A 20,571-nucleotide genomic window follows, 5' to 3' on the forward strand; every position below is an offset into this window, starting at 1 on the left:
GTCTCAGAAGTCCGGTCGCCGGAAGGTGACGACCACGGTCTTCCAGGTATCGTAGGAAGCGAGCTGCGCCAGGCCTGAAAAGGGGGCGCAGCGAACGACCGCGCGCACGGCGCTGGCGGCGAAGGCCTTCGTCGCCGGATCGCCGGCGACGGCCCCTTCCACCGACGGCGAGCCATCGAGCGCGCCGGTGTCGGTGAGCGAGAATTTCACGCGCACGGACTGGACATGATCCGGCAGATCCGCCGGCACCATCCAGCATTGCGCGATCTTCATGTGCAGCGCTGTCGCCAGCGCCTGCTGGGATGCCGCGTCGTCCGCAGCCGCCGGAACGGCGGATGCGGCGAGCAGGGCAGCGAGGGCGAACGCGCGTGCGCGCATCTTACTTGCGCTCCAGCCGGGCGAGCAGCGAGGACGTGTCCCAGCGGTTGCCGCCCATCTCCTGCACGTCGCCGTAGAACTGATCGACCAGCGCGGTAACGGGTAGTTTGGCGCCGTTGCGGCGGGCTTCCGACAGCACGATATCGAGGTCCTTGCGCATCCAGTCGATGGCGAAGCCGAAATCGTACTTGCCGGTGATCATCGTCTTGTGGCGGTTTTCCATCTGCCAGGAGCCGGCGGCGCCCTTGGAGATGACGTCGATCACCGCTTCCATGTCGAGCCCCGCTTTCTTGCCGAAATGCACACCCTCGGCGAGGCCCTGAACTAGACCGGCAATGCAGATCTGGTTGACCATCTTGGTCAACTGTCCGGCACCCGCCGGGCCCATCAGGCCGATCATGCGGGAATAGGCATCGATGATAGGCTTTGCCGTCGCGAAGGTCGCCTCGTCGCCACCGCACATGACGGTGAGCACGCCGTTCTCGGCACCGGCCTGTCCGCCGGACACCGGCGCGTCGATGAAGGCGAAGCCGCGCTCTCTGGCGGCCGCGTCGAGTTCGCGGGCGACTTCGGCGGAGGCGGTGGTGTTGTCGATGAGGATGGCGCCGGGCTTCATGCCGTCGAACACGCCGTCCTTGCCCGTTGTGACGGCGCGCAGGTCGTCGTCATTGCCGACGCAGGTGAAGACAAAATCGGCATCCTTGGTGGCCTCGGCCGGGGTGCGGAAGGCCGCGCCGCCGAATTCGGCGGCCCACTTTTCCGCCTTGGCGAAGGTGCGGTTATAGACCGCGACCTCATGGCCGCCCTTGACCTTGAGATGGCCCGCCATGGGATAGCCCATGACGCCGAGACCGATGAATGCAACCTTTGCCATGCCGTCTTCTCCTGCAATTGCTGGCAGGACGTTTAACGGATCAGCGGGCAGGGTGAAAGTGTTTCCCGTCAGCCGCGGTACTTGGCGATGACCAGATGGCCGGCGATCGGCTCGCCTTCCTCCATGCGCACGGTGATGTCGGACATCTCGACAACGTCGAAGCCGGTTTCATCGAGGCGCTGGCGTACATAGGATGCGGCATGGGCGAAACGCTGGTGCGGGCCGACCATGAAGGGGCGGCCGGCGAAGGTGTCGTCCGGCAGCGTTTCCGACGAGAAGGCAAAGAGGCCACCGGCCACGAGATTTTCGGCCGCGCCGAAGAACAGTGCCTCCAACGCTCCAAGATACGGCAGCACGTCGGTGGCGGCGATGAGGTCGAAGGGCTCGTCCTCGTTGTCGTCGAGGAAATCCACGGCCTCGGCGACATAGAGGGTTTCGTAGAGATCCTTCTCGTGCGCGATTTCGACCATGTTTTCCGAGAGGTCGACGCCGGTGATGTCTTCAGCCATGTCGCGCAGCGCGCCGCCGGTCAGGCCCGTACCGCAGCCGAGATCGAGCACGCGGTTGAACGGACCGAGTTCCAGTGCCTGGAAGCGCTGGCGCAGGAGAAGCGGCACGCAATAGCCGAGCTGGTCGACGAGCACGTTGTCGAAGACTTCGGCATGCTGGTCGAACAGCGTGGTCACATAGGCGTCGGGCGCCTTCTCCGGGGTCTCGCCGCGGCCCATGGAGGCAAGGCGCACGGCCGCGCCGCCATGGTCCTCCGGATCGAGTGCCAGCACCTCGGCATAGGCCTTTGCGGCGGCATCGAAATCGCCGGACTTTTCCAGCGAGAGGGCGCGGTTATAGGCTTCCGCGAGCGGGTCTTCGTCGATCTTCTTCATGCTGCGTCTCTTAGGGCCGCCCGCCGGGCTTGGCAAGAAGGCCGCAGGACGTCAGTTGATGATGAATTCACCTTTCAGCGCGCGCCACTCGCTGGCCGAAATCAGGCGGCGGTGCACGTAGCGGATCGAGTGCAGCGGGCCGTCGAGTTTCTCCTGCCAGAACCTGAGAAAACTCTTCATTTCCGGGAAGTCCGGCGCGAGATCGTAATGCTGCCAGATGTAGGTCTGCAGGAATGTCGGGTGATCGGGCATGCGATAGAGAATCTGGGCCATCGTCATGCCGTAGCCCTTGAGCTGCATTGCCATGTCGTTCGTCATCGGGACCTCTCATTTCACACGAATGATGGTCCTTATGATTGAAGCGTCGCCATGGTTAAGCAAGTGTATATTTTTGCCCGTGAAAACAAATAATCCTTTGAATTCAATTTGTTGGCAGCATCGGTGAGCGAGTGCTGCCAACGTTGTCACCGTTTCAGGTGGCGAGTGAGGCGCGCTTCCAGCCACGCCCAGACATTACGCAGCAGTTCCACGATGAGCAGGTAAAGCAGTGCCGCCCACAAATAGGCCTGATAGTCGAATGTGCGCGAGAAGGCACGGCGGGTCTCACCCATCAGGTCGAACACCGTGATGATGGCGACGATGGCCGAGCCCTTGATCATCAGGATGATTTCGTTGCCGTAGGGGCGAAGCGCCACGATCAGAGCCTGCGGCAGGATGACCTTGAAGAAGGCGATCTTCTTCGGCAGGCCGAGGGCTGCAGCCCCCTCATGCTGGCCACGCGGCACGCTTTCGATGGCGCCGCGCAGGATTTCGGCCTGGTAGGCGGCGGTGTTGAGCGTGAAGGTCAAGAGCGCGCAGTTCCACGCATCACGGAAGAACCACCACAGTCCCCAGGCCTTCAGCTCGGCCGAGAAGCTGCCGAGGCCGTAATAGATGAGGAAGAGCTGGGTAAGGAGCGGCGTGCCGCGGAAGAAATAAACGTAGCCGTAGGAGAACCACGAGAACACCGGGTTCTTCGACATGCGCGCAAAGGCGAGCGGCAGCGACAGGACGGCACCCAGCACGATGGAGAGGCCGACGAGCGTGAGGGTTACGCCGAGGCCGGAAAGGTAGTTCGGCCCGTAGCGGGTGAATTTCTCCGGATCCCATCCCTCGACCATCATCAGGAAGATGCCGATGGTCAGCGCGAGCCATACCCCCATGAAGACGTTTCCGAAGAAACGGCCGGCTGTAAAGGGGCGCGGCGGGGCGGGCGGCGGTGCCTGCGGCGGAATGAGGCTGGTGGAAACGCGGCTCATCGCGCAGCCTCCGAGCGCTTTGCCCAGGTCTCGATGCTGGAGAAGATCAGCGAGGAGAGGAACGCGAGGATGAGGAACAGCAGGCAGGCGATGGCGTAGAATTCGAACGCCTGCTTGGTGACGCGGGCGGCGACGCCCGTCTGGCGCAGGATGTCCGGCAGGCCGATGACCGAGACCAGCGCAGTGTCCTTCAGCAGCGCCATCCAGAGGTTGCCCAGGCCGGGCAGCGCGATGCGGATGAGCTGCGGCAGGATGATGCGCTGCATCGTGCGGCCGCGGTGCAGGCCGAGTGCATCACCGGCCTCGTACTGGCCGCGGGGAATGGCCTTGAAGGCCGACAGCAGCACTTCCGAACAATAGGCCGAGAAGACGACGCCAAGCGCAATCATGCCGGCGAAGAAGGCGTTGATCTCTACGCTGCCCTGGTAGCCGATCGCTGTCGCGGCATTCTGCACGAGGATCTGCAGGCCGTAATAGACGATGAAGAGTGTGAGCAGTTCGGGCAGGCCCCGGAAGAGCGTGGTGTAGATATTGGCCGACAGGCGCAGCGAGCGTTCCTCGGACTGCTTGGCCAGCGCGATGAAGAAGCCGAACAGCAGGCCGATGGGCAGCGTGGCCAGCGCCAGGCTGCCGGTGACCAGAAAGCCGAGCGCGATCTCGTCGCCCCAGCCAGTGTCTCCACAGGCCAGAAGCGTGTCGCCTGCAAACAGCGTGAAGATGCCGACCGGTCCGCACAGAGGATCCACGATCCCTAATGCTGCGGTTACCGCCTCGACGATGGCGGTAAAGAACCCGCTCATGCCAAACCCCCGATGCGCGTTTCGCGCTTGTTGTCAGACGCTGTGCGCGCCTTTCATTTTGTCGTCAAGTTCTCAAGCAAAAGAAGCGGGAGGGCAAGCCCTCCCGCTTCTGCAATCCGGTGATGGGGTCAGAAAAAACCGGCATCAACCCAATGTGCCCGCGTCTCAGTCGCCGTAGACATCGAACGGGAAGTACTTGGCGTTGATCTCCTGATACTTGCCGCTCTTGCGGATGGCCGCGATCGCCGCGGTGAACTTGTCGGCAAGCGGATCGCCCTTGCGAACGGCAATGCCGGCGCCTTCGCCGTTGATGACCGGATCGAGCGGCAGCGTGCCGAGTAGCTTGCAGCAGGCGCCGTCAGCCGTCTTCAGCCATTCCGACAGCACCACCACGTCGTCGATGACGGCGTCGATGCGGCCGTTGGCGATATCGAGTTTGTACTCGTCGGCCGTCGGGTAGAGCTTGACTTCGCTGTCCTTCATATGCGCTTCGGCATAGTTGGAATGGGTTGTGGAACCCTGTGCGCCGAGCGTCTTGCCAGCGAGCGCTTCGGCGGTTGCTTCCTTGATGTCGGAATCCTTCGGCACGACGATGGCCGGCGGCGTGTTGTAGTACTTCTTGGAGAAGTCCACCTGCTGCTTGCGCTCGGCAGTGATCGACATGGAAGCGATGATGGCGTCGAACTTCTTGGCGATCAGGGCGGGAATGATGCCGTCCCAGTCCTGCGTAACGAAGGTGCACTCGGCCTTCATTTCCTCGCAGAGCGCCTTGGCGATGTCGATGTCGAAGCCGGTCAGCGTACCGTCCGACTCGAGGTTGTTGAAGGGCGGGTAGGCGCCTTCCGTGCCGATCACGATCTTCTCGCCTTCAGCCATCGCGGAGGACGCGAAGAGGGCGATGACCGCAGCCGAGGCTGCGAGCGTGAAACGTTTGGAAATACGCATGTTGATCCTCTCTGTTGAAGGCTCTCGGGTTTTTCTTGTTGTCCGGGCCTTGATGTACAGCAGGCGGGGTGCCCGCTTGGTTGTGATAATCGGACTGTTTGCGCGTAAAAATCAACTCCTTTTCCGCCGTCATTCCGCCCCGTTTCCCCGACAATTTCCGCGCACCTCTGGTCTTGGCGGTCGCGCGACCTATCTCGTCGCTCACCGCTGGTCGTTCAGCCGCGGTTCAGGCAGGCATGACTAGGCCTTACAAGGAAGACGGGCGACTCGCCGACCAGCAGCAAAATGCCGGGGGCAAGCTCTCGAAGCTAACAAGACGGGACACCGTGAGGACAAAACGATGACTTTCCGCTCAAAACTTTTCGCAACCGTGGCGTTTCCGGTGCTTTCCGCTTCGCTGATCGCGACGCCGGCGCTTGCCGATGCCCTCATGAAACCGTTCGAAGTCGCTCAGGACAGCGGCGAGCAGGCCCAGCCGTCTGAAGAGGAGCTGCTGCTGCAGCGCCAGCAGGAAGAGCAACGCGCCGCCGAAGAAGCGGCGCAGCGTCAGGCCGAAGAGCAGCAGCGTGCCGCTGAGGAAGAAGCCCAGCGCGCGGCTGAAGAGCAGCAGCGTGCGGCCGAGCAGGAGGCCCAGCGTCAGGCTGAAGAGCAGCAGCGCGCTGCCGAAGAAGAGGCGCAGCGCCAGGCCGCTGAACAGCGGCGTGCCGCTGATGAAGAAGCCCAGCGCGCTGCCGAAGAGCAGCAGAAGGCTGCCGATGAGGAAGCCCAACGCGCGGCTGCGGAGCAGCAGAAGGCTGCCGAGGAAGAGGCCCAGCGCGCTGCCGCGGAACAGCAGAAGGCTGCCGACGAGGAAGCCCAGCGTGCGGCCGCCGAACAGCAGAAGGCTGCCGACGAGGAAGCGCAGCGTGCGGCCCAAGAGCAGCAGAACGCCGCAGACGAGGAGGCCCAGCGTGCGGCCGAGGAACAGCAGAAGGCTGCCGATGCAGAAGCGCAACGCCAGGCCGACGAGCAGAAGGCCGCCGAGGAACAGCAGCAGCAGACCGAGCAGCAGCAGCCGGCGGAAGAACAGCCCGTCGAGCAGCAGCCGGCTATCGTGACCGACGAGCAGCAGCAGCCTGCCGAAGGCGGCGCCGAGCAGCCGGCAACGGCTGAAACCGGCGAGACGCCCGCCGCAGAGCCCGTTCCGGAAGTCGTCGACACGCTTTCCACGGAAGAGAAGCAGGCCATCGCCGAAGATCCGGGCAAGACGGATGAAACGGTCGTGCTGCCGGTCGAAAACGGTGCCGCCGTGCTCGACAGCGACAAGGATGCCGACAATTCCGGCGGCCGCATGAGCCGCGAGGAGCGTCGCAAGCAGCGCGAGGAGCTGCGGGCCCAGGAAGAGGTGCCGCTGCCGGCTTCGGACGATTCGGCGCAGGCCGAAATCCCGCAGGAGGTTCGCGAGGCCGTACCGCAGAAGATCGAGGCCGCTATCAAGGAAGAGGGCCAGCGCGTCGATGCCGCTCCCGTGTTCGCCGTGCCGGAGACGACCAACATCGTCAACAATACCGTGATCAACAACACGGTCATCAACAACAACACCGTCAATAACACCGTGAACAACAATACGGTGGAAAACAACGTGACGCAGGTGAACGTGGTCGAAACGATCGACAACCGCACCGTTCTGTCGGTCGGCAACCAGTTGTTCGTACGCGGTGACGACCGTCCCCGCCTTCGCCGCGACTCCGAGGAGGTTTATTACGACCAGCTCGCACGTGGCCGCACGCGTGAGACGATCGTTCGTCCCGGCGGGGTCCAGATCATAACGATCTACAACCGCTACGGTGACGTCATCCAGCGCTCCCGCGTCGGCCGCGACGGCCGCGAATACATCCTGGTCTACGCGCCGGAACTGGAAGACGATGCGCCGCGTCCGGACTTCTTCGATGTCGGCTACGACCTGCCGCCGATGCGCCTGAGAATTCCGCTGCGCGACTATATCGTCGATACGTCGAGCGATCCCGACCGCGATTACTACGAGTTCCTTTCCGAGCCGCCCGTCGAGCGCGTGGAGCGTGTCTACACGATCAACGAGGTGAAGCAGTCTGCCCGCCTGCGTGACAAGGTGCGCCGCATCGACCTCGATACCGTCACCTTTGCGACGGGTAGCGCGGAGATCCCGATGTCGCAGGCCCGCACGCTGCGCAAGGTCGCCGACGCCATGCAGAAGGTCCTCGACAAGGATCCGGGCGAGACCTTCCTGATCGAAGGCCATACGGACGCTGTCGGTTCGGACAAGTCGAACCTCGTCCTGTCCGACCGCCGGGCCGACTCCGTCGCGAGCCTGCTGACCGAGGTCTATGGCATTCCGCCGGAAAATCTCCAGACGCAGGGTTATGGCGAGCGCTTCCTCAAGGTGCGCACGCAGGCTGCCGAACAGCAGAACCGCCGCGTGACCATCCGCCGCGTGACGACGCTGGTTCGCCCCGTCGCCAGCGCGAACTGATCGGGCTTCGCGCCGCTTCGACAAACAAGAAACCCGCCGGTGGAAGCCGGCGGGTTTTTCTTTGGCCTGTAAGAAACTGCTTCCTTTCAGGCGGCGTGGTGGCGGCTAAAGCCGTCGTTGCGTGTCAGATCGAGATCGCGCGTCTTGAAGTGATCGATCTTCTCGTTGAGGTTCTGCACGCGGCGGCGCAGGCCGTGGATTTCGGCGGTGTTTTCCTCGACCATGGTGGCGTTCTGCTGCGTGATCAGCTCCACCTGATGAACGGCCTGGTTCACCTCGTTGATACCCTCGTACTGGGCGGCGGCGGCATGCTCGATCTTGCTGACCAGCGAGTGGATGGACGAGATGTGCTCGTTGATGACGGTGAGGGCCTCACCGGTTTCGGTGACGAGGGACACGCCGTTGCGCACCTGGGCGGAGCTGTCGGAGATGAGGCCCTTGATTTCGCGGGCGGCACCCGCGCACCGCTGGGCGAGTTCACGCACTTCCTGCGCCACGACCGCAAAGCCGCGGCCGGCCTCGCCGGCGCGGGCCGCCTCGACACCGGCATTGAGCGCCAGAAGGTTCGTCTGGAAGGCGATCTCGTCGATGACGCTGATGATGGTGCTGATCTTTTCCGAGGATTTGTTGATCTGGTCCATGGCGTCGACGGCCTTGGCCACCACATCGCCGGAGCGGCGGGCATAGTTCTGGGTCTCATCGACGGAGACGGCGGTCTGCTGTGCGCTTTCGGCCGTCGAGCGGACGATATCGGTGAGCTGGCGAAGCGCCCGCGAGCTTTCCTCGAGGGCTGCGGCCTGCTGCTCGGTGCGGCGGGCGAGGTCGTCTGCGGAGGTGGCGAGATTGCCAGTGCCGCTGTTGATCTCGACGGTCGTGGCGCGAACGTCGGACAGCGTGACGCGCAGCGCCTCCACGGCATTGTTATAGGTGCGCGCCATCGCGACATATTCGGCGGCGAGCGCCTCCGTCATGCTTTCCTCGAGATTGCCGGCGGCAAGCTGGCCGAGAACGTTCGAAAGCGCCGTCAGCGCCTCGGTCTGTTCGGCCTCGATGCGGGCGCGCTCGCTGGCGCGGCGCGCCTGTTCCTCGGCCGTCAGCTGGCGCTGGGCTTCGGCTTCCTGCTCCAGGCGGATATTTTCGCGTGCCGCGTCGCGGAAGACGGCGACCGAGCGCACCATGTCGCCAATCTCGTCGCCGCGGTTGCGGCCGTCGATGGAGATGTCGAGATCGCCCGAGGCGAGGCGCGACATGGCTTCCGTAACGCGCTTGAGCGGGCCACGCAGCGTTTCAACCAGCATCAGGCCGCCGATGATGGCCATCAGCGTGCCGGCGACCATTGCGATGATGGAGACATTGGCTGAGCGCTGGCTGTCCTTCTTGCCGGCTTCCTGCGCGCTGGACACGAACTGCTCGAGCGTCTGGCTGGCATCGGCGACGGACACATAGGCGCTGGCGCGGGCGGCCTGCCAGGTCTCGCCGACGGAGATGAGGTTCTGTGTGCCGTTCTCGACGCGCTCCAGCGAGGGCGCGAGCTTCTGGGCAAGATCGCGCAGGGCTGCGTTCTTGGCGCCAAGCTTGGCGAGTTCGGCAGCGCTCGCCGAAACGTTCTTCACGTCGGCCAGCACCGCGTCGCGGCTTGACTGATCGAGCTTGCGGTGGAGTTCGCTGATATGCAGGCGTGTCTCGCCGATCGCCTTGAACGTATCGCTCATCAGGGAGATCAGCGTCTTCAGCGTCGCGATTTCGGCGTCCATGCCGACGAAGCGCTTGGCGGCGGTATCGGAATTGGCGCCGGCGGCCTTGGTGAAGTCGGCCTCGTATTTGGCGAGTTTGCCGAGCACTGGCACGAATTTCAGTTTCTTGGCTTCGGCATCGTCGCTGCCGGCGAGAATGGCCTTCACGGCCTCGATTTCAGTCTCGAACGGTACAATCTGGCCAAGCGCCTTTTCCGAGGCGATCGCTTTGGATTCGCCCAGCTGCTTGACGAGCTGCGGCAGGTAGGTCCCGGCGGCCTTCACCTTGTCCTCTGCCTTCATTGCCAGCGCGACGGGCTTGCGGAACTTGCCGATGCGTTCTGCAAGGCCCTGATAGGCTGCGGCATCGAACAGCAGGGCCTTGGCGAAGGCTTCTTTTTCGCCCGATTCGCCGCGGATGACGTCGATCTGCTTTTCGGCGAACTCGCCGTCCTTGGTCATCGCCGCAAGCGCGCCCTCGAGGTCGGCCGTCACGGCGTTGCGTTCCTGGTCGATGGCCCAGAGGTTTTCCGTCTGGCTGCGCATGGTGGTGGCGAGCGCGACGACCGAGGCGATCTTGGCCTTTTCCGCTTCGTCGGGAAGGAGGGCCTCCAGATCGTGGATGCCGGCATCCTGCTCGTCGATGCGCGCAGCGAGCGTGTCGCGCGTCACCTGGCTCGGCCTGTCGGAAAAGTCCTGCAAGGCGGTGCGCAGGTTTTGGAAGTGCGACAGGCTGTTGATCGTCTCGCGCGTGACCGTCATGTGGCCGTTCAGCGTGCTCGCAGTGAAATATCCCACGAGGCCGATACCCGCGATCAGCGCGATGAGAGGGATAACGAACAGCAGCACCTTGGTGACGATGCGGCGCTGTTGCAGCAGGCGATCGATGAAGGACATGGCTTCCCCGGCATGTTTATGACGATCAACATTCCCGAGGGTGATCGCAAAAAAACGGAAAGGGCCACTCATGCCCTTTTGCGGGCGCGGCCTGCCATCCGTCGTTCAGGGCATTACCGATCGTCCATCCGCCGGCATGCCTTCACCCGTCGCATCATGCGATCGTTCATTGGGGTGCGGTAACGATAGGCGCGGAAGTTTAATGAAATACTTCCCACAAGCGGCTGAAACTCATGCTGTTCCAGAGAATTACGCTGCTTTCGTGCCCAAGGCTGCAGCAAAAGCCTGTTCTTTGGTCACGGCAATGCTTCATCCGGCAGAATCGGGATGCAACCGACAGGTATCCGGCTTATGACTGAGCGGATATGCATGGAATCATTCTTCATGAGCCTTACCGCAAATACCAGGGGGGCGCTCTTCATGGTCGTCGCCATGGCCGGCTTCACCTGTAACGACGCGCTCGTCAAATCCGTCACCCACAGCATGAATGCTGGGCAGATCCTGTTCATACGCGGGATGATGACCAGCGTGCTGGTTCTAGGCATTGCGGCCTGGATGGGGGCTATCTGTTCCTGGCGCGTGCTCGTCCAGCCGGCAGTTCTTCTGCGGCTGGTGGCGGAGATCATCGCTTCGCTCGCCTACGTTTCGGCGCTTGGAGCCATGCCGTTGGCCAACACCTCGGCCATCCTCCAGTCGCTTCCGCTTGCGGTGACACTCGGAGCAGCGCTTTTCCTCGGCGAAACCGTGGGATGGCGGCGCTGGGCGGCGATCCTTGCCGGCTTCGTCGGCGTGCTGATCGTCATCCGGCCCGGACCGGAGGGGTTCTCGCTTGCCGCGATCTATGTCATCGCGTCTGTTGTCGGGGCTGCGACACGCGATCTTTCCACCCGACGGATAAGCCGCGATGTGCCGTCGATCTTCATCAGCGCCGCGACCGCCATTGCCATCACCATGGTCGGTGGCGCGCTGGTGGTGCCGCTCGGCGGCTGGCAGCCGATGACGCTGGAGACGCTCGCACGCCTGGCGGGCGCGAGCGTACTGCTGCTCGTCGGCTACCAGACCATCGTCAATGCGATGCGCGTCGGGGAAATATCGTTCATCGCGCCGTTCCGCTACACATCGCTCATCTGGGCCATGACGATCGGCTTCCTGGCCTTTGGCGAAATACCGGATTTCTGGATGGCGGTGGGCGTGGCGATCATCGTGGCGTCGGGCCTCTATGCCTTCTCGCGCGAGAATATCCGAAAACAGCCGCCGGTCGCACAGGAATCGAAGCCGGAATCGCCTTGACGGCACAATGGTTTGCGGCCGAATAGGGCAGGGAGCGGAGGAGGAACGGGCGATATGGCGGACAAGGTGCCGATACCGGGCGTCGTGCTTGCGGGCGGGCTGTCGTCGCGCATGGGGCAAGACAAGGCTCGCATCCGTCTCGGCGGTGTTTCGCTGCTCGATCACGCGATCAGGCATCTACGGCCGCAGGTTTCCACCATCGCCATCAACACGAACGGGCCGGTCTTGAGTAAGGAGGGCGAGGGGCTGGCGATCTTTCCCGATCTCGAGGCATCGCGCTCCGGCCCACTCAGCGGTGTTGCAGCGGCGCTGGATTACACGCGACGTCATCATCCCGCCGCGCGCCATGTCGCGACGGTGCCGACCGACAGTCCGTTCTTTCCCGGCGATCTCGTTTCCCGCCTGCATGATGCTGTCGATACGCCGGACCGTATCGTCGTGGCGCGGTCGGCGGATGGCGTGCATCCGGTCTTCGCGCTCTGGCCCGTTGCTCTTGCCGACGACCTTACCGCATGGCTTGCGAGTAGTGCCGTCCTGCGGGTGCGCAGCTTCCTCGATCGCCACAACGCGCGGGAAGTGACCTTCCAACCGGTCGAGACTCCCACCGGGCTGCTCGATCCCTTCTTCAACATCAATACGCCTGCTGATCTGGAGGCGGCGGAACGCTGGCTTGAGGTGCTGCAACGATGACACGACCGAAGATCTTCGGCATTGCCGGCTGGAAGAATTCCGGCAAGACGGGCCTTGCCGTACGCCTTGTCACGGAACTCGTCGGGCGCGGCTACCGTGTCTCCACGGTCAAGCACGCCCATCATGACTTCGATATCGACAAGGTGGGGGCGGACAGCTACCGGCACCGGCAGGCCGGCGCGCATGAAGTGACGATCGTCTCGGGCACGCGCTACGCCATCATGCACGAGCTGCGCGGCGCGCCCGAGCCTTCATTCGAGGAAATCCTCGGCCGGCTGGCGCCGTGCGATCTCGTGCTCATCGAAGGTTACAAGCGCGAGCCGATACCCAAGATCGAGGCGCGGCGGCTGGAATCGGCCAACCGCGAACCGCTTGCGCCCACCGATCCGCATATCGTGGCTATCGCGGCCGACCATGCCGTCGCGGATACAGCGCTCCCGGTCTTCGACCTCGACGACACGAAGACGATCGCGGATTTCGTGGTGGCGGTGACGGGTCTCGACGGCTGAAGGATCAGCCGCCGGTTACGCTCATGTGGCGCGCGACGGCCGGGCGGTTGCGACGGTCGATGATGAAATCGTGGCCCTTCGGCTTGCGGCCGATGGCCTCGTCGATGGCCTGCGAGAGCAGGGCGTCGTCATCGGAAGCACGCAGCGGCAGGCGCAGGTCGGCGGCGTCGTTCTGGCCGAGGCACATATAGAGCGTGCCGGTGCAGGTGAGACGCACGCGGTTGCAGCTTTCGCAGAAATTGTGCGTCATCGGCGTGATGAAGCCGAGGCGTCCGCCGGTCTCCTCGACTGTCACGTAGCGTGCCGGGCCGCCGGTGCGGTAAGCATTCTCCGTGAGGGTGAACTGTTCGGCGAGGCGGGCGCGCATTTCCGACAGCGGCAGATAGCGGTCGGTGCGATCTTCCTCGATTTCGCCCATCGGCATGGTCTCGATGAGGGTCAAGTCCATGCCGCGACCGTGGGCCCAGCGCATCAGCTCGGGGATTTCGCGGTCATTGAAGTCGTTGAGGGCGACCGAGTTGATCTTGATCTTGAGGCCCGCGGCCTGCGCGGCGTCGATGCCCTCCATGACCTTTGAGAGATCGCCCCAGCGGGTAATGGTCTTGAATTTCTCCGCATCGAGCGTGTCGAGCGAGACGTTTATGCGGCGCACGCCGCAATCGGCGAGCTCCGCCGCATGTTTGGCGAGCTGCGAGCCGTTCGTGGTGAGCGTAAGTTCGTCGAGCGTGCCGGCATGCACGTGACGGCCGAGTTCGCGCACCAGATGCATGATGTTCTTGCGCACCAAGGGCTCGCCGCCGGTCAATCTCAGCTTGCGAACGCCCTTGGAGATGAAGGCGCAACAGAGCCGGTTCAGCTCTTCCAGCGTGAGAAGGTCCTTCTTGGGTAGGAAGGTCATGTTCTCCGCCATGCAATAGGTGCAGCGGAAATCACAGCGGTCGGTCACCGAAACGCGCAGATAGGTGACGGCCCGTCCGAAGGGGTCGATCATCGGGGCGGCGGATTGCGCGACGGGGTCCGCGCCGGTCCAGGGGCCAATATGCGAGTTCAAAACACGTCCTCCATAACCGTCATGTCGTGCGCCAAAGCCGCATCGTCAAGCCGGTGCGGCGATTATGGCAGTAATTTGCGCCTTGCGCATCCCCGGCTTGCGGCATAGTCCTTCGCGAAATCGTGAAGAAAGGAATGGACATGAGCGATGTCTGGCCGACCGAACTGCGTGTCTCCAAGGACCGCCAGCGCCTTGTCGTCACCTTCAACGACGGCGCAAGCTTCGACCTTTCCGCCGAGTTGCTGCGCGTGCTTTCCCCCTCGGCGGAAGTGCAGGGCCATGGACCGGGCCAGAAAGTGACGGTTCCGGGCAAGCGCAATGTCGCCATCCTGTCCATGACACCCACAGGCAATTATGCTGTGCGCATCGGCTTCGACGACCGTCACGATACCGGCATCTATACGTGGTCCTATCTGCGGGAACTCGGGGAAAAGGGGGCCGATCTCTTCGCCGACTACGAGCGCGAGCTTGCGGAGAAGGGCATGAGCCGCGATATATCGGAAAAGCCGCGATAACCGGACAGTCCGCCGGGCGGTGTCCAACCAGCCCGGACGGGAGACGCCTTTGGCCGCAGACGCGAATGCAAACGATCTGGCGCAGGTCGTCGTCCTCCTCGCGGCGGGCGTCGCGGCGGTTCCCATTTTCAAGAAGATCGGGCTCGGATCGGTGCTCGGCTATCTCGCCGCGGGCCTTGTGGTCGGTCCTTTCTGCTTCGGCTTCTTTGCCGATCCGCAGGCGATCATCCATGTCGCCGAACTCGGCGTGGTGATGTTTCTCTTCATCATCGGCCTGGAAATGCAGCCGTCGCGATTGTGGGGCATGCGCAAGGACATTTTCGGGCTGGGCGCGGTTCAGGTGATCGGCGCGATCGCCGCGCTGACCTCTATAGGCCTTTCCTTCGGCTTTCCGCTCATTCCCTCCTTCGTCGCCGGCACCGGCTTCGTGATGACCTCGACTGCCATCGTCATGCAGATGCTGCAGGAACGGGGAACGATGTCCACGCTCAAGGGACAGCGCATCATCGCCATCCTGCTCTTCGAGGATCTGGCCATCGTGCCGCTGCTTGCCATCGTCGCCCTGCTGGGCACGGGCGCTGCCGCGGCCGATGCGTCCGACCGCTGGCTTTCTGTCGGCATCGCCATCGGCGCCGTCGCCGCGCTGGTTCTGGCCGGGCGTTACCTTCTCAATCCGCTGTTTCGGGTGCTGGCGTCATCCGGCGCGCGTGAGGTGATGACCGCGGCGGCGCTGCTCGTCGTGCTCGGGTCGGCGCTCGCCATGCAGGTATCGGGCCTCTCCATGGCCATGGGCGCGTTCCTGGCCGGCGTGCTGCTCTCCGAATCCGCGTTCCGCCACCAGCTGGAGGCCGATATCGAGCCGTTCCGCGGCATCCTGCTCGGCCTGTTCTTCCTGGGCGTGGGCATGGCGATCGATCTATCGGTCATCGCGGCCAACTGGCAGCTCGTGGCAGCAAGCGTGGCGGGCTACATGGTAGCCAAGATGCTGCTGATTTATGTCGTGGCGCGCGTGCTCGGCACCTGCCACGCCGAGAGCCTCGAGCGCGCGGTGCTGATGGCGCAGGGCGGCGAGTTCGCCTTCGTGCTCTATGCAGCCGCGGTGTCCGCCGGCATCTTCGATGCACAGTCGAATGCCATCCTGACGGCGACGATCATCATCTCGATGATCCTGACGCCCTTGATGGTGATCGCCCACGACCGGCTGGTGCCGAAGAAGCCGCCGTCGACGGAAGGGCTGACGCTGCCGGAGAATGTCGAGGGCACCGTCCTCATCATCGGCTTCGGCCGGTTCGGCCAGATCGTGAGCCAGCCGCTGCTGGCGCGCGGTTACACGCTGTCGCTGATCGACCGGGATGCCGAATTCGTGCGCGATGCGTCCGAGTTCGGTTTCAAGGTCTATTACGGCGACGGCGCGCGCATCGATATCCTGCACGCCGCCGGTGCCGGCACGGCCAAGGCGATCCTGATCTGCGTCGACGACAAGGAGGCTGCGGTCAAGATCGCCGAGGTGGTGAAGGAGGAATTCCCGCTCGTGCCGCTCTTGGCCCGCGCTTTCGACCGCGGCCATGCGCTGGACCTCGTACATGCCGGCGTCGACTTCCAGATCCGGGAGACCTTCGAATCGGCCGTGGCCTTCAGCCGCGAGACGCTGAAGGCGCTCGGTGAAGACGAAGACGTCGCTGATGACGTGGTGGAGGACTTCCGCGACGTGGATCGTGAGCGCTTTGCGCTCGAAACGGTCGGCGGCGTCTATGCCGGCCGTCAGCTCGTTCGCGGCAATGCGCAGCCCGCCGACATCATCGCGGCGCGCACCGGCCGCGCGCGCGCCGCCGCGGAAGAGGAGCGCCACCGCCGCGAGGAAGAACAGGCGAACTGATTTGAGCGCCTGGGAGCGCGGCTGGCAGCGACCGCTGATCCATGCTCACGCCTCTTCGGCAGGCTCCATTGTCTGGAGGATATGGATGATGTCCTCCATGGCTTCGGCGACCTGAAGGCAGCGGTCCTCCGGCGTCTGGGACAGGGTGCGCTCGATGAGACCGGTCTGAATGGCCATGGCCTGCATGGTCAGGTCCCGGCCGCTCTTTGTCAGCGAAAGACGCAGGATCCGCTTGTCCTTCGCATCGGGCCGGCGCTCGATGAGGCCGCGCTTTTCGAGCTGCGGCAGAAGCATGCTCATGTTCGAACGGCCGACCAAGAGCTTGCGGGCAAGCTCTTGCTGCGAAATGCCGTCGAAGCGATAGAGGTTGATCAGGATGTCGAGATGCGGCGTCTTGATATCGAGGTCCGCGATCGCACGCGTCATCGCCTGCTGCATGAGCTGGCAGGCCCGCGCCACGCCGATCCAGCTGCGAAAGCGCGGATGATCCCAGGGGAAGGCTTGATTTTCGTTCATCGTTGTACTTTATTGTTCAGCATTGAACATTTTTATGGTTTCCCACTATGGCATCCTTTGGCTTGAAGGTCATCCGGCTCGCGCTTTCGGGCATGGCCGCCGTTTCTCCCGATGCGGCGGGTCGAGCCGCTTTCCGGATCTTTGCCACGACACCGGCGCGCCGGCCGCGCACGGTCAAGGAGAAGGCGCTTTTCGCGCGCTCGGAGGGCTGGATGCGGCAGGCGCAGCGCGTGACGCTCGAATTCGGCGGACGCACCGCGGTCGCCCACCGTTTTGCCACCCGCCCTTGCGAGGCCTTCGCCGGCCGGGTGCTGGTCGTGCATGGATGGGGCTCGCGCGCGGCCTATCTTTCGGTGCTGACGGAGGAACTCGTCGCTGCCGGCCATGAGGTCGTGGCACTCGACCTGCCGGGGCACGGCGCAGCGCGCGGGCGCACGCTCACCCTGCCGATGGCGGTGCGCGCAATCGATGCGGCCTGGCAGCGCTTCGGCGGCTTCGATTATTTCTGCGGCCATTCCTTCGGCGGTGCTGCCCTTGCCTGTGCGGCGAGCGGCCTCGTGCCCTCTGTGCCCGCGCATCGGCCCCGCCGGCTCGTGACCATCGGCTCGCCGAGCGAGATGACGTGGCTTTTCAAGGATCTCGGGCGCTACCTCAAACTCGGGCCGCAGGCGCAGGCGGCGCTGGAAGGCCATGTCGAGCGCATCGCCGGCGCGCCGCTGTCCGCCTTCGATGCAGCAAGCGGGGCGGGCCGGCTCGATACGCCGATGCTTGTACTGCATGCGGAGGACGACAAGGAGGTTCCCGCGCACCATGCGCGCCGCTACGCGGCGGCTGGCCCGAACGTCACGCTCGAATGGGCAAACGGCTTCGGCCACCGACGCATCGTTTCGGCCGCACCCGTGATCGACCGGATCGTCGGCTTCTTTGCTGAAGATCGGCAACGGATCGCCGCCTGAGGGGCTTTTCGTCACGCGACTGTCATGGAAAGGTGCGATCCGCCCGGCTTGGGCAAAGCATGGAGAGGCACATGACCGTCGTGACATCAGTTGAACAGTTGAGCGCGCTTTATGGCGCGCCGGGCGAGGCTTCGCTCGTCAAGGTGACGGATCATCTCCTGCCGGAATATCGCGCGATGATCGAGGCATCGCCGTTCATGGCGCTGGCGACCGTGGGGCCGGAGGGGCTCGATTGCTCGCCGCGCGGAGATGCGGATGCCGTCATCCATATCGAGGACGAGCGCACGCTGATGCTGCCGGACTGGCGCGGCAACAACCGGATCGATTCGCTTTCAAACATCGTGCGTGATCCGCGCGTCGCGCTCATGTTCCTCATTCCCGGCTCCAACACCACGATGCGCCTCAACGGTCGTGCCGTGGTGCGCATCGACGAGGCGATCACCCAGCGTTTTGTGATGGATGGACGCCATCCGCGTTCGGTTGTGGTGATCACGGTGGAGGAGGTCTATTCGCAGTGCGCTCGTGCGGTTTTGCGCGCCGACCTCTGGAACCCCGAAAAATTCCGTGACACATCCCAGCTGCCGACCGTCGGGCAGATGCTCGCTTCGGCCAAGCAGGGCTTTGATGGCGCCGCCTATGACCGCGAATGGCCGGGCAGGGCCGCGAAAACAATGTGGTAGGAGCAGGCGAATATCGCGTCATGCAGAACCGTCCTATCCCTGATCGTGAATGGCTTTTGCCGAAATCTGGAGTTGGAAATGCGGACAGGACTTTTTGCGGCGGCGCTCGCCGGTATGCTTACGGCCTCGATTGGGGTTGCCAGGGCGGATGAACTGATCGAGAGCTACAACGCCTATATCGGCCAGGACGATCTTTACAATTCCAGCAATGAGCGCCTGACGCAGCCCTGGCAGGTGATCCGCCAAGATCGCGCGAATGTCCATCGCTTCGGCATCCGCCAGCCGGGCGACGAGACCGACGGCTTCTTCGCCTCGGCACGGAACCGGGAACTGGCCGAGCGCATGATCAGCCACGGCCGTATCGACAGCAGCGCGGCGCGCCTGCTGCTGCAAGGCGATGTGCGCATAAACGTCCAGATATGGCGCGGCGCCCGGGGCGACTACGTCAACATCAATGTCGATTAATCGCCTTCTTGCGGGTGCGGCCGCGATTTTCCTCGCTGCCTGCCCAGTGGCGGGGGCGGCAGAGCCGGATCTTGCGGCCCGCCTCGAGCTGCTGGTGGAGGCCTACCCGGATAGCCTTTCCGGCGTGGAGGGCAACACGCTGCTCTTCAAGGATGGCGGCGCGCCACTCGAAATAGATGATGGCAAGGCCAAGGATCATGCGGCGGCGCTATCCTCCGGCGATGTCGAGGACAGCCTGCGGCAAATCTATCCGCTCGGGCCCTGCGAGCGTAAACCGGAGGTGGACTTCGACCCGGGCCGTATCCGCAGCGATGCGTTGATGATGCGGCTCTATGGCGCGTCGGCCAAGGCGGTCGGGGCTGACCTCGTGCCGGTCGATTGGTTCGGGGAAACTTTGCGCGTGACGAAGCGGCAGGGCGCGGCAGCGGCGCTGGAAAAGGTGCGTGATGCGCTTGCGGCAAAGCCCGAACTGAAGCGTTATCTGTCGCCCTCGGCGGGCGTGTTCAACTGGCGCAAGGTCTCCGGCGCAAAGAACATGTCGGTGCACAGTTTCGGCGCCGCAATCGATCTCAACACGAAGTTTGCGGATTACTGGATCTGGTCCGGCGGAAAGCCGGGCAGGGTGAAAACATTTGCCAACAAGTATCCGCTGGAAATCGTCGAGATTTTCGAACAGCACGGCTTCGTCTGGGGCGGGCGCTGGTATCACTACGACACCATGCATTTTGAGTACCGGCCGGAACTCATCGCCATCGCGAAAGCGGCAGGCGCTTCCGCCTGCCGCTGATTTCGCTCAATCGCGCACGATGACCGTGGCACCGGCAGCGACCTGCGTATAGAGGTGCTCGACATCCTCGTTCGCCATGCGGATGCAGCCGGAGGATTGCGCCTTGCCGAGCGATGACGGCTGGTTGGTGCCGTGGATGCGGTAGATGGTCGAGCCGAGATAGATGGCGCGCGAGCCGAGCGGATTGTCGAGGCCGCCCTTCATCGAGACGGGCAGGACCTTGCCCTTCCTGGCTTCACGGTCGCGCATCTCTTGCGGCGGTGTCCAGGTCGGCCATTCGGCCTTGCGCGTCACCTTTTCCGTACCGGTCCAGATGAAACCCGCACGACCGACGCTGACGGCATATTTCATCGCAAGGCCGGAGCCGAGGACGTGATAGAGGCGGCGCTCCGAGTTGACGACGATGATGGTGCCGGGCGCGACCTTTTCGTCGAAGGCGACGAGTTCGCGGGCGATGGGCGCGCGGGATACTGCGGCGATCTTCTTTTCCGAGGCGATCGGCTTGCCGCTCGACAGCACCTGAAGCCAGCCGGCCTTGTGTGTTGCTGATGAGAGCGCCGACACCTCGATCGGATCCACGGACGGGCCGGCGGCGAAGGCGCTGGATGTGGAGACAAGCCCTGCGATGAGGGCGATGGCGAGCGTTTTCATGGTCCTGTCCCTTCCCTGTCGGAGCATCCGGCGTGGCCGGCTTTTCGATGGGACTTTTCTAGGGCAGGCGCGACGCCCGTGCTGTTCCTCGCGGAACAAAGCCGCATGAGCGACTGATCAGAATGGCTGTATCCAGACCAGACTGCTCAGCATCAGGGCGGCGATCATCGTCATTTCGAAAAATCCGGTTTGCATGGCGCTATCCTCCTTGCCTGCCACACAAACGCACGATTTCCGTCGCGGTTCCGCCGGATGTGCGGCGCGCCGAAATTTCCTTGCCGAAGTGCA

At 63.7% G+C, this 20,571-nt stretch carries 21 protein-coding genes; 10 read left to right on the forward strand and 11 right to left on the reverse strand.

The window, feature by feature from the left end:
- Positions 1-3: 3 nt before the first annotated feature.
- From tolA to MKI86_RS06580, 7 genes are all read right to left on the reverse strand, one after another.
- Complete coding sequence (gene tolA / locus MKI86_RS06550) at positions 4-378, reverse strand: cell envelope integrity protein TolA (RefSeq protein ID WP_241598862.1); 375 nt, start codon at positions 376-378, stop codon at positions 4-6.
- A 1-nt stretch (position 379) separates the two neighbouring features.
- The gene (locus tag MKI86_RS06555; RefSeq protein WP_241598864.1) at positions 380-1,252 is read right to left on the reverse strand and encodes an NAD(P)-dependent oxidoreductase; all 873 of its coding nucleotides are present in this window, start codon (positions 1,250-1,252) and stop codon (positions 380-382) included.
- A gap of 68 nt (positions 1,253-1,320) precedes the next feature.
- Positions 1,321-2,136 (reverse strand): class I SAM-dependent methyltransferase, encoded by an 816-nt coding sequence (locus tag MKI86_RS06560; protein ID WP_241598865.1) that lies wholly within the window; start codon positions 2,134-2,136, stop codon positions 1,321-1,323.
- Between the two features lie 51 nt (positions 2,137-2,187).
- Positions 2,188-2,454, reverse strand: coding sequence for an usg protein (locus MKI86_RS06565; protein ID WP_241598867.1), 267 nt, complete (start codon positions 2,452-2,454; stop codon positions 2,188-2,190).
- 146 nt (positions 2,455-2,600) lie between these two features.
- Positions 2,601-3,434: an ABC transporter permease gene (locus tag MKI86_RS06570; protein ID WP_241598869.1), complete on the reverse strand. Its 834-nt coding sequence runs from the start codon at positions 3,432-3,434 to the stop codon at positions 2,601-2,603.
- A complete protein-coding gene (locus MKI86_RS06575; protein WP_241598871.1) occupies positions 3,431-4,234 on the reverse strand; it encodes an ABC transporter permease in 804 nt (267 codons plus the stop codon). The genes MKI86_RS06570 and MKI86_RS06575 overlap by 4 nt, the downstream gene beginning before the upstream one ends.
- A 165-nt stretch (positions 4,235-4,399) precedes the next feature.
- Positions 4,400-5,179 carry an ABC transporter substrate-binding protein gene (locus MKI86_RS06580; protein WP_241598873.1) on the reverse strand — a complete coding sequence of 260 codons (780 nt, stop codon included), beginning with the start codon at positions 5,177-5,179 and terminating at the stop codon, positions 4,400-4,402.
- Positions 5,180-5,519: 340 nt separating this feature from the next.
- Between MKI86_RS06580 and MKI86_RS06585 the strand changes: the two genes are divergently transcribed.
- Complete coding sequence (locus tag MKI86_RS06585) at positions 5,520-7,667, forward strand: OmpA family protein (protein WP_241598875.1); 2,148 nt, start codon at positions 5,520-5,522, stop codon at positions 7,665-7,667.
- Between the two features lie 86 nt (positions 7,668-7,753).
- Here the strand turns inward: MKI86_RS06585 and MKI86_RS06590 are convergent, their stop codons facing one another.
- Positions 7,754-10,297 (reverse strand): methyl-accepting chemotaxis protein, encoded by a 2,544-nt coding sequence (locus MKI86_RS06590; protein ID WP_241598877.1) that lies wholly within the window; start codon positions 10,295-10,297, stop codon positions 7,754-7,756.
- A gap of 384 nt (positions 10,298-10,681) precedes the next feature.
- Here MKI86_RS06590 and MKI86_RS06595 point away from each other — a divergent pair, with 384 nt between their 5' ends.
- From MKI86_RS06595 to mobB, 3 genes are read left to right on the forward strand one after another with little or no spacing between them, the layout of a single operon-like run.
- Positions 10,682-11,587 carry a DMT family transporter gene (locus MKI86_RS06595; protein ID WP_241598879.1) on the forward strand — a complete coding sequence of 302 codons (906 nt, stop codon included), beginning with the start codon at positions 10,682-10,684 and terminating at the stop codon, positions 11,585-11,587.
- Between the two features lie 54 nt (positions 11,588-11,641).
- Positions 11,642-12,277 carry a molybdenum cofactor guanylyltransferase MobA gene (mobA, locus tag MKI86_RS06600; protein ID WP_241598881.1) on the forward strand — a complete coding sequence of 212 codons (636 nt, stop codon included), beginning with the start codon at positions 11,642-11,644 and terminating at the stop codon, positions 12,275-12,277.
- Complete coding sequence (gene mobB / locus MKI86_RS06605) at positions 12,274-12,786, forward strand: molybdopterin-guanine dinucleotide biosynthesis protein B (protein WP_241598883.1); 513 nt, start codon at positions 12,274-12,276, stop codon at positions 12,784-12,786. The genes mobA and mobB overlap by 4 nt, the downstream gene beginning before the upstream one ends.
- Positions 12,787-12,790: 4 nt before the next feature.
- Here the strand turns inward: mobB and moaA are convergent, their stop codons facing one another.
- Complete coding sequence (gene moaA / locus MKI86_RS06610; RefSeq protein ID WP_241599299.1) at positions 12,791-13,777, reverse strand: GTP 3',8-cyclase MoaA; 987 nt, start codon at positions 13,775-13,777, stop codon at positions 12,791-12,793.
- Between the two features lie 200 nt (positions 13,778-13,977).
- Between moaA and MKI86_RS06615 the strand changes: the two genes are divergently transcribed.
- Together MKI86_RS06615 and MKI86_RS06620 are read left to right on the forward strand one after the other, a co-directional pair.
- Positions 13,978-14,352, forward strand: a complete 375-nt coding sequence (locus tag MKI86_RS06615; RefSeq protein ID WP_241598885.1) for a gamma-butyrobetaine hydroxylase family protein — start codon at positions 13,978-13,980, stop codon at positions 14,350-14,352.
- A gap of 49 nt (positions 14,353-14,401) precedes the next feature.
- Entirely contained in the window at positions 14,402-16,228 is a 1,827-nt protein-coding gene (locus MKI86_RS06620; RefSeq protein ID WP_241598887.1) for a monovalent cation:proton antiporter-2 (CPA2) family protein, read from the forward strand.
- A gap of 45 nt (positions 16,229-16,273) precedes the next feature.
- On the opposite strand, the gene MKI86_RS06625 is transcribed toward MKI86_RS06620, so the two are convergent.
- Complete coding sequence (locus tag MKI86_RS06625; RefSeq protein ID WP_241598889.1) at positions 16,274-16,744, reverse strand: MarR family winged helix-turn-helix transcriptional regulator; 471 nt, start codon at positions 16,742-16,744, stop codon at positions 16,274-16,276.
- Positions 16,745-16,791: 47 nt separating this feature from the next.
- Between MKI86_RS06625 and MKI86_RS06630 the strand changes: the two genes are divergently transcribed.
- The 4 genes from MKI86_RS06630 to MKI86_RS06645 all read left to right on the forward strand — a co-directional run bounded on the left by MKI86_RS06630 (position 16,792) and on the right by MKI86_RS06645 (position 19,632).
- Positions 16,792-17,700, forward strand: coding sequence for an alpha/beta hydrolase (locus MKI86_RS06630; RefSeq protein WP_241598891.1), 909 nt, complete (start codon positions 16,792-16,794; stop codon positions 17,698-17,700).
- Positions 17,701-17,771: 71 nt separating this feature from the next.
- Positions 17,772-18,380 carry a pyridoxamine 5'-phosphate oxidase family protein gene (locus MKI86_RS06635; protein WP_241598893.1) on the forward strand — a complete coding sequence of 203 codons (609 nt, stop codon included), beginning with the start codon at positions 17,772-17,774 and terminating at the stop codon, positions 18,378-18,380.
- Positions 18,381-18,458: 78 nt separating this feature from the next.
- Positions 18,459-18,845, forward strand: a complete 387-nt coding sequence (locus tag MKI86_RS06640; RefSeq protein ID WP_241598896.1) for a hypothetical protein — start codon at positions 18,459-18,461, stop codon at positions 18,843-18,845.
- A complete protein-coding gene (locus MKI86_RS06645; RefSeq protein ID WP_241598897.1) occupies positions 18,835-19,632 on the forward strand; it encodes a M15 family metallopeptidase in 798 nt (265 codons plus the stop codon). Before MKI86_RS06640 ends, MKI86_RS06645 begins: the two co-directional genes overlap by 11 nt.
- Before the next feature lie 6 nt (positions 19,633-19,638).
- On the opposite strand, the gene MKI86_RS06650 is transcribed toward MKI86_RS06645, so the two are convergent.
- On the reverse strand, positions 19,639-20,283 hold the full coding sequence (locus MKI86_RS06650; protein ID WP_241598898.1) for a L,D-transpeptidase: 645 nt from the start codon (positions 20,281-20,283) through the stop codon (positions 19,639-19,641).
- Positions 20,284-20,571 lie beyond the last annotated feature (288 nt).

Origin of the sequence: Shinella sedimenti (assembly GCF_022601905.1) — a bacterium.
Lineage (GTDB): Bacteria > Pseudomonadota > Alphaproteobacteria > Rhizobiales > Rhizobiaceae > Shinella > Shinella sedimenti.

Excerpts from the sequence above, each read along its gene's own strand:
- MKI86_RS06595 (WP_241598879.1), top strand. The coding sequence starts at position 10,682 with ATGAGCCTTACCGCAAATACCAGGGGGGCGCTCTTCATGGTCGTCGCC.
- MKI86_RS06580 (WP_241598873.1), bottom strand. The coding sequence starts at position 5,179 with ATGCGTATTTCCAAACGTTTCACGCTCGCAGCCTCGGCTGCGGTCATC.
- MKI86_RS06625 (WP_241598889.1), bottom strand. The coding sequence starts at position 16,744 with ATGAACGAAAATCAAGCCTTCCCCTGGGATCATCCGCGCTTTCGCAGC.
- mobA (WP_241598881.1), top strand. The coding sequence starts at position 11,642 with ATGGCGGACAAGGTGCCGATACCGGGCGTCGTGCTTGCGGGCGGGCTG.
- MKI86_RS06645 (WP_241598897.1), top strand. The coding sequence starts at position 18,835 with ATGTCGATTAATCGCCTTCTTGCGGGTGCGGCCGCGATTTTCCTCGCT.
- MKI86_RS06575 (WP_241598871.1), bottom strand. The coding sequence starts at position 4,234 with ATGAGCGGGTTCTTTACCGCCATCGTCGAGGCGGTAACCGCAGCATTA.
- MKI86_RS06585 (WP_241598875.1), top strand. The coding sequence starts at position 5,520 with ATGACTTTCCGCTCAAAACTTTTCGCAACCGTGGCGTTTCCGGTGCTT.
- tolA (WP_241598862.1), bottom strand. The coding sequence starts at position 378 with ATGCGCGCACGCGCGTTCGCCCTCGCTGCCCTGCTCGCCGCATCCGCC.
- MKI86_RS06565 (WP_241598867.1), bottom strand. The coding sequence starts at position 2,454 with ATGACGAACGACATGGCAATGCAGCTCAAGGGCTACGGCATGACGATG.
- MKI86_RS06560 (WP_241598865.1), bottom strand. The coding sequence starts at position 2,136 with ATGAAGAAGATCGACGAAGACCCGCTCGCGGAAGCCTATAACCGCGCC.
- MKI86_RS06555 (WP_241598864.1), bottom strand. The coding sequence starts at position 1,252 with ATGGCAAAGGTTGCATTCATCGGTCTCGGCGTCATGGGCTATCCCATG.
- mobB (WP_241598883.1), top strand. The coding sequence starts at position 12,274 with ATGACACGACCGAAGATCTTCGGCATTGCCGGCTGGAAGAATTCCGGC.
- MKI86_RS06650 (WP_241598898.1), bottom strand. The coding sequence starts at position 20,283 with ATGAAAACGCTCGCCATCGCCCTCATCGCAGGGCTTGTCTCCACATCC.
- moaA (WP_241599299.1), bottom strand. The coding sequence starts at position 13,777 with ATGATCGACCCCTTCGGACGGGCCGTCACCTATCTGCGCGTTTCGGTG.
- MKI86_RS06635 (WP_241598893.1), top strand. The coding sequence starts at position 17,772 with ATGACCGTCGTGACATCAGTTGAACAGTTGAGCGCGCTTTATGGCGCG.
- MKI86_RS06640 (WP_241598896.1), top strand. The coding sequence starts at position 18,459 with ATGCGGACAGGACTTTTTGCGGCGGCGCTCGCCGGTATGCTTACGGCC.
- MKI86_RS06570 (WP_241598869.1), bottom strand. The coding sequence starts at position 3,434 with ATGAGCCGCGTTTCCACCAGCCTCATTCCGCCGCAGGCACCGCCGCCC.
- MKI86_RS06590 (WP_241598877.1), bottom strand. The coding sequence starts at position 10,297 with ATGTCCTTCATCGATCGCCTGCTGCAACAGCGCCGCATCGTCACCAAG.
- MKI86_RS06615 (WP_241598885.1), top strand. The coding sequence starts at position 13,978 with ATGAGCGATGTCTGGCCGACCGAACTGCGTGTCTCCAAGGACCGCCAG.
- MKI86_RS06630 (WP_241598891.1), top strand. The coding sequence starts at position 16,792 with ATGGCATCCTTTGGCTTGAAGGTCATCCGGCTCGCGCTTTCGGGCATG.